This is a genomic window from Limnospira sp. (assembly GCF_051859755.1).
GTDB classification, from domain to species: domain Bacteria; phylum Cyanobacteriota; class Cyanobacteriia; order Cyanobacteriales; family Microcoleaceae; genus Limnospira; species Limnospira fusiformis.
The window spans coordinates 1-7156 of record NZ_JBIMLI010000061.1; the positions used below are offsets into that span (position 1 = coordinate 1).

Consider the following 7156-nt stretch of genomic DNA (forward strand, 5'->3'; position numbering starts at 1 on the left):
TACCTTAACGGGTAATAGTGCTATCGTCGCATTGTCAGGCAATAGCCGGATAAATGTCGCGTAAATGTATCAGTCTACTAATCCAGAAGACCGGGCGCTTGAGCTGGAGAACTGTGATTGTGCTAAGGTTTGAGGGAAGGTATGCGTTTAGATTAGCTGGTAGTCAACAACAGCTAGTCAGTTTCCCAGCTAATGGAGATATTGCATGAGTTTACCATCAACCAATGCCCAACTCAAAATTCACAGCAGCACATCTGTTTCGGAAATACTCATTGATAATGGGGTAGCTTCCATTGGTCGCGCCCCCGATAACACCGTAGTATTAACAGATATGAGTGTTTCGCGGCATCACGCCGAGATTAAACTAGAAGGCGATCGCTATGTAATTGTGGATTTAGGCAGTACCATTGGCACACTGCTAAACGCAGATACAATTCCCCCCAAAACGCCACAACCCTTAGCCAATAATGACACCATCCAAATAGGCGATACTAAACTAACCTTTTGCTTTAGTTCCCTGGCTGTAGCCCCAACCCAAGCCGCCGCCCCAGCCAGATCAGAAAAAACAGTGATTGATAACACTATAGGGCAGAGCAGTGGCACGGTACTAAGTTTTACCCTAGAGTTACGGGGAAAAGATCTAATTACTATTGGTCGCGATGGGAGTAATCATACAGTCATTAATCATCCCTCCGTGTCTCGCCACCATGCCCAAATTGCCCGGAAAAACGGGTCTTTTGTGTTAACAGACCTAAACTCTACCAATGGAACCTTTGTCAATGGTAAAGTAATTACAGGCGATCGCTCCCTGGCGGTGGGAGATAATATTCGCATCGGTCCTTGTCGGTTCACCTTAAACATTGATGAGACCCTAGTACAGGTCAACGAAGAAGGTAATCTGCGCCTCGATGCGGTAGGCTTAAATAAACAGGTTTCCAAAGAAGTTAACCTACTCAATGATATTTCCCTATCGATACAGGCGCGGGAATTTGTGGTAGTGGCTGGGGTTAGTGGCGGCGGTAAATCTACCCTTCTTGATGCCCTAAACGGCTTTCGTCCAGCTACGGGGGGTCATGTATTAGTCAATGGGGTTGACTTGTACAAAAACTATAACGCCTACCGCACCGAAATTGGTTATGTTCCCCAAAAGGATATTGTCCATACTGAGTTAACTGTGACTCAGGCTTTGGATTATGCAGCCCAATTACGAATGCCTGCTGATACCACTGTAGCAGAAAGACAGAAACGGGTTGATGAGGTTCTCCAGGATTTGGGATTATCTCACCGTCAAGATGTTCCGATTAAAGCCCTCAGTGGCGGTCAACTCAAGCGGGTATCTATTGGGGTGGAATTGTTGACTAAGCCTAGTTTATTCTTTTTGGATGAGGCAACCTCTGGCTTAGATCCGGGTACAGAAGCTGATATTATGAATCTGCTGCGAAATCTGGCAGACCAAGGTAGGACGGTGATTTTGATTACCCATGCTACCGATAATGTGATGCTGTGTGATTTAGTAGTCTTTTTAGGTGCGGGGGGTCGGATTGCTTATTTCGGCCCTCCTCAAGAAGCCCAGGAATATTTTGGGGTTGAGCGCTTTAATCAAATTTATCATAAGGTGGAAAGGGAGCGATCGCCTGAAGATTGGCAGCAGGATTATCTCAACTCTTCCCAATACCAAAGGTTTGTGGTTAAACGCCAAAATACTCTCAGCAATGTTCAGGCTGAAACTAATGGTAATAGGCGATCGCAACAGGTTCCCGGCGCGACAATTAAACGGGTTTCCGCTTGGCGACAGTTTCTGATTTTATCGAATCGGAATTGGTCAATTTTAAGGCGCGATCGGGCTAGTTTAATCTTAATGTTAGCGATCGCGCCTATTCTCGGTATACTTGACTGGTTTACCTGGAATCGCTATATGTTTGACGATACCAAAGGCGATTTTGGGCAGGTCATTACCATGCTATTTGTTACCGCCTTAGTCGCCGTCATGGTCGGTAGTATCGCCACCATGCGCGATATTGTCAAAGAAGCCGATATCTACCGCCGGGAAAGGACTATTGGTTTACAAATTCTTCCCTATATTCTTTCCAAGGTTTGTATAGCTTCAGTATTCGCCTTATATCAAGCTGCAATTTTCCTATTGTTTAAACTGATAGCTGTTCAGATTCCCGGTGACCTTTCCGTTTATGGTTCCTTGTACATAACCTTAGTTTTGGCTACCATGGCAGGAATGGTAATGGGATTATTGGTTTCCGCTATTTCTCCTAATCAGAATATCGCCCCTTTATTGACCATTATATTTTTGGTTCCTCAAATTACTTTTGGCGGAGGAATGCTACCTATTAACACCTTGGGATTACCAGGACTCATTATTAATCATCTCACCCTCACCAAATGGCCGTTTGAATCCTTTGTTACTATCACTGGAGTAGGTCGAGATGTAGCTGAAGACCCCTGTTGGCAGTTAGATGAGGATGAACGCGATGCCTTAACTGATGCCCAAAAACAGGACTGTATTTGTTTAGGAACTAGCCTATTTAGTCAATGCAGTTTTCCCGGTATTTTAGCTAAGTATAATCCCGCTGTTGACCAGCCAGAACCCGTCCGTCCTGAATCTCCTGGCGACCCTCCCCAACAACCTACTAGACCTGATAACCCATCTTTTCAGGCGCAACTGGACTATGAGGATGAGATGGATCAATATCAAGCCGATTTAGAAGCCTATCAAGACCGAGTTAATGAGTACCAGAGAGCTATTCAACAATGGCAGGATGAGTATGGAGAATGGCGAGGTAAATATGAGGGTGCTTTAGGCGAAGCGGAAGGAACCATTAAGCGTTTTTTCCAGGACTATGGTTCCATGTTTAATGTGAATGTCGGCAAATATTGGGGGATTTTGATAGGTTTAATTGCGGTGATGTTTGGCTTGTTATTAGTCGTGCAAAAACGCAAGGACGTAATTTAACAACCCTGATACAATTGAGGGTGGGGGTGAAACTAGATGTCAACGCAACATCAAGTATTAATCTCACCCCCATAGTAACTTGGTTGAAACGCAGAAAAGTAGGTTGGGTGAAACCCAACAGAGTAGGTTGGTTGAAACCCAGAAAAGTAGGTTGGGTGAAACCCAACAGAGTAACTTGGTTGAAACGCAGAAAAGTAGGTTGGGTGAAACCCAACACAGTAGGTTAGGTGAAACCCAGAAAAGTAGGTTGGTTGAAACCCAACACAGTAGGTTGGGTGAAACCCAACACCAAGCCAGGATTGTTCAAAGGTAAGCAATTACACTGATGACGCTGGTTAATTGGTGGATGATAATAGGACTAAGCTAGAACAATTGCTTAATTAGTTAAACCATTGCTGGCTGAATATTTGACCTAATTAATTCTGGAGTCAATCAATGAGTGCCAAGAAACTGTTGCTGTCTGCTGGTCTATCTATGGTTATGATAGCTGCCGCTGTAGTTCCGGCTTGGGCTTATCCGGCGCGTTTATTTGCGAGGGATCCGGGGTCTCAAATTAACATTCGTTCAGGACCTGGAACTAACTATTCTATAGCTCATTATGGTTATGCGGGAGACTATGTTGATGTGATTAATGAAAGGGTAGTTGGTGGCTATAGGTGGTATTATGTGGAGTTTCCAGCGTCTAAGGCTCGTGGTTGGGTTCGGGGTGATTTTATTACCTATAAGAACTAGGTATTAAAGTTTAATTAATCGCGACAAAGTGGGGAAGAAAGCCAATTTTACCCCTGGTTTACTCGCGTTTTCCTTTGAGTAAATAAGTGGTCATTTCACCCTTGCCTTTAATGGGAATTGTGCCGCGCTTTTCAAAGATATAGCGATCGCAAAGTGCCATATATGTTTCTTCTGTCACCTGAATTTCATCAGCGATACCATGGGACTCCATTCGGGAAGCAATATTAACGGTATCTCCCCACAGGTCATAAATAAACTTTTTCAAGCCAATTACCCCCGCAATAACGGGACCGGTAGCAATACCAATACGGATTTTAAAACCCTGTTGATGTTGTCGGTTGAACTCCCGGAGAGTCCGCTGCATATCCAGAGCCATATCAGCGATCGCTTCCGCATAATTGTCTCTAGGTAAAGGCAACCCAGAAACCACCATATAAGCATCCCCAATAGTCTTAATTTTCTCCAAACCGTGTTGTTCTGCTAACCCATCAAATCTGGAAAAAATACCATTTAGCAACTGCACCAAATCCGTGGGACTAAACCTGGTTGAAATCTCGGTAAAACCGACAATATCAGCAAAAAGCACCCCCGCATCGGTAAAATCATCAGCAATAGTTTTAGGGTCTTGTTTAAGGCGTTCGGCGATAGGATATGGTAGAATATTAAGTAGCAGTTTTTCGGAATTTTCCTGTTCTTGTTTAACCTGTTCGTAGGCAGTAACTAAGGCTTTACGGGAGTTAAACTCAGAATGGGCGAGACGGTCATATAAATAAACCGACAAATTGCAAATAACACAGATCCAAAAAAAGTATAACACCAGAAAATCCTGAGTCATCCAATCCACAGGTAACCGGACTGGAAGATCTAGGATAATTTGAGTGCCAAAATAATAAAGTAATACCCCCAATTGAGAAATGAGATGTAACCACCAGCAGATAGGAAGCAGGGTAGCTTGGGAAAAGAACATGAGGGGCCACTCAATAATCGCGGGTTGAGATATGCCCAAAAATGTTGCCCGAATTTGGGGGCTGAGTGTGACCATCCAGGATAATAGCAGAAAAATCAAACCTGGGTATTGGCGACCGATCGCCGTTCGTAATAACACTAACCCTACCAATACCCCCAATTGTACACATACCTGAGTAATTAACCAATCTAGGCGAAAATCTTGGGGATAGAATAGCCAATTCTTGATTTGAGATAGGGAAAAGGTCAAATAGACTATCAAAGCCAGCCATAGTCCCAAACCCAGGCGCTGACGCATAAAACTATGTTGCCAGGTTTGATAGTTAGCCGCTTTAATGATGTCGGGGGCTTTAAATATCTGTTTCATTGTGCGATCTAACCATGGACCCAATTGGCGATCGCCTGGGGTATATTTACTCATAATTTGACCGAGTTTCAGGCAGCCGATAGAATGAAATTAACTGCCATATCGTGATAACTGGTAATTATCGGCCGATACGACCCGTAAAGCCAGAAGCCTTAAATTGCTTAAACTTAAAGGGCTTTTCCAGATTAGAGGCTATAGAAATTCGGATTTCAAAATCGCTAATACCTGGAGGGACAACATCAATACTACCGAGGCGGGTGCGGTTTTGCATTACCCGATTATCGTTAGCATCATAGATCCGCCCGAAGATATCGGCATCGACAACGGTTTTACCAGAGGTATTGTTAGCTTTTCCGGTAACAATAAAACAGTCTGCCTCTTGGATAGAACCACTAGAAACCATACCTTCTGATAACTCTGCCGGACAGTCTTGATAACCGATATCAAATAATTCGATCTGAATCATTGCCCAGGCGGGGGGGGTCCACAGCCAACTGAGGAAGCCGATAATCACAGAAGCCAAGATAACTGGAAAGAATCGCGATCGCATAAACTCACTCATTACTACTGATTTTGATAGTTTAACTCAAGTTTAGCCATTGCTAGGGTTCAGCAAAATCAGCGGGTTGGTAAACCCCAAAGGGTTTCAGTGGATATGGGGAATCGGTGACGCGCCCCCATAAAGGCTGATATATGATGGTTAACAATATCAGCATTATAAAGACTGAAGGAGCGATTTGTGAGTCCAGAAACTTTAATCAGAGATGACGGTCTAGGAACGGGGGCTGAACAGTTCAGTATCGATCGCTTTAACGCGAATGTTATGAACACTTATGGGCGGTTTCCTATCGCCCTGGAAAAAGGTTCTGGCTGTAAGGTGTGGGATACAGAGGGGAAAGAATATCTGGATTTTGTGGCGGGAATTGCTACCTGTACCCTCGGACACGCGCACCCCAAGTTAATAGAAGCGGTAACGGAGCAAATCCAAAAGCTGCATCATGTCTCGAATCTCTACTATATCCCGGAACAGGGAGAGTTGGCAGCTTGGTTAACTGAGCATTCCGCAGGCGACCGGGTTTTTTTCTGTAACTCTGGCGCAGAAGCCAACGAGGGGGCGATTAAACTAGCGCGTAAATATGCCCACGATCGCCTTAATATTGAAGATCCGGTAATTATTACCGCCCACGCTAGTTTTCATGGTCGCACTCTGGCTACAATTACGGCGACTGGACAACCTAAATATCAAAAGGGATTTAGTCCCCTGGTTCCAGGTTTTGTCTATACTCCCTATAATGACCTTCCGGCTTTGGAAAATGCGATCGCAGAAGTTGACCAAAACGGTCGCCGGGTGGCGGCTATCCTTTTAGAAGCCCTACAGGGTGAAGGGGGAGTGCGTCCGGGAGATGTGGCCTACTTCCAAAAAATTCGCCAGATTTGCGATGAAAAGGGAATTTTGCTGATTCTCGATGAGGTACAGGTGGGAATGGGTCGCACTGGTCGCTGGTGGGGATATGAAAATCTGGGTATAGAACCGGATATTTTTACTTCCGCTAAGGGACTCGGTGGGGGTATTCCTATCGGTGCGCTGATGTGTAAGTCTTTCTGTGATGTGTTTGAACCGGGAAACCATGCGAGTACCTTTGGTGGTAATCCGTTCGCCTGTGGTGTGGCTTTGGCGGTGTGTCAAACTCTGGAAAGGGAAAATATCCTTAGCAATGTACAACAGCGGGGAGAACAGCTCAGAAACAGCCTACAGGCGATCGCTTCTGAGTATCCTGATTTAATTGCTGAGGTTCGCGGTTGGGGTTTAATTAATGGGATGGAATTAAAATCAGATGTGGAATTGACTTCTATTGATCTGGTTAATGCGGCGATCGCACAAGGGGTTTTATTAGTGCCAGCAGGTCCGAAAGTTGTGCGATTTGTACCTCCTTTAATTGTGACGGAGGCGGAAGTTAATCAAGCCTGTCAGGCGGTAGCTCGCGCCTTACACAATCGATAATGGGGAAGATAATGTAGGGGGGTTGGGCTGTTAATTACCTCTGCTAACCAGAAGATTAATCAACCAGCCTCCTATTTAATTAATAATTAATAATTAATAATTAATAATTAGGGGGCGTTCAGGT

The 7156-nt window shown here is 44.6% G+C and carries 5 protein-coding genes; 3 read left to right on the forward strand and 2 right to left on the reverse strand.

Features of this window, described 5'->3' with window-relative positions:
• The first annotated feature begins 205 nt into the window (after window positions 1–205).
• On the forward strand, window positions 206–2965 hold the full coding sequence (locus ACTIE0_RS12345) for an FHA domain-containing protein (protein ID WP_006668053.1): 2760 nt from the start codon (window positions 206–208) through the stop codon (window positions 2963–2965).
• Window positions 2966–3400: 435 nt separating this feature from the next.
• Window positions 3401–3697, forward strand: coding sequence for an SH3 domain-containing protein (locus ACTIE0_RS12350; protein ID WP_006668052.1), 297 nt, complete (start codon window positions 3401–3403; stop codon window positions 3695–3697).
• Window positions 3698–3755: 58 nt separating this feature from the next.
• Here ACTIE0_RS12350 and ACTIE0_RS12355 read toward each other — a convergent pair whose 3' ends face one another.
• Together ACTIE0_RS12355 and ACTIE0_RS12360 are read right to left on the reverse strand one after the other, a co-directional pair.
• Window positions 3756–5084, reverse strand: a complete 1329-nt coding sequence (locus ACTIE0_RS12355) for an adenylate/guanylate cyclase domain-containing protein (protein ID WP_006668051.1) — start codon at window positions 5082–5084, stop codon at window positions 3756–3758.
• Window positions 5085–5148: 64 nt separating this feature from the next.
• Window positions 5149–5580 carry a hypothetical protein gene (locus ACTIE0_RS12360; RefSeq protein WP_006668050.1) on the reverse strand — a complete coding sequence of 144 codons (432 nt, stop codon included), beginning with the start codon at window positions 5578–5580 and terminating at the stop codon, window positions 5149–5151.
• 189 nt (window positions 5581–5769) lie between these two features.
• Between ACTIE0_RS12360 and ACTIE0_RS12365 the strand changes: the two genes are divergently transcribed.
• Window positions 5770–7032, forward strand: a complete 1263-nt coding sequence (locus ACTIE0_RS12365; RefSeq protein ID WP_006668049.1) for an aspartate aminotransferase family protein — start codon at window positions 5770–5772, stop codon at window positions 7030–7032.
• Window positions 7033–7156: the final 124 nt, after the last annotated feature.

Excerpts from the sequence above, each read along its gene's own strand:
- ACTIE0_RS12345 (WP_006668053.1), top strand. The coding sequence starts at position 206 with ATGAGTTTACCATCAACCAATGCCCAACTCAAAATTCACAGCAGCACA.
- ACTIE0_RS12355 (WP_006668051.1), bottom strand. The coding sequence starts at position 5,084 with ATGAGTAAATATACCCCAGGCGATCGCCAATTGGGTCCATGGTTAGAT.
- ACTIE0_RS12350 (WP_006668052.1), top strand. The coding sequence starts at position 3,401 with ATGAGTGCCAAGAAACTGTTGCTGTCTGCTGGTCTATCTATGGTTATG.
- ACTIE0_RS12360 (WP_006668050.1), bottom strand. The coding sequence starts at position 5,580 with ATGCGATCGCGATTCTTTCCAGTTATCTTGGCTTCTGTGATTATCGGC.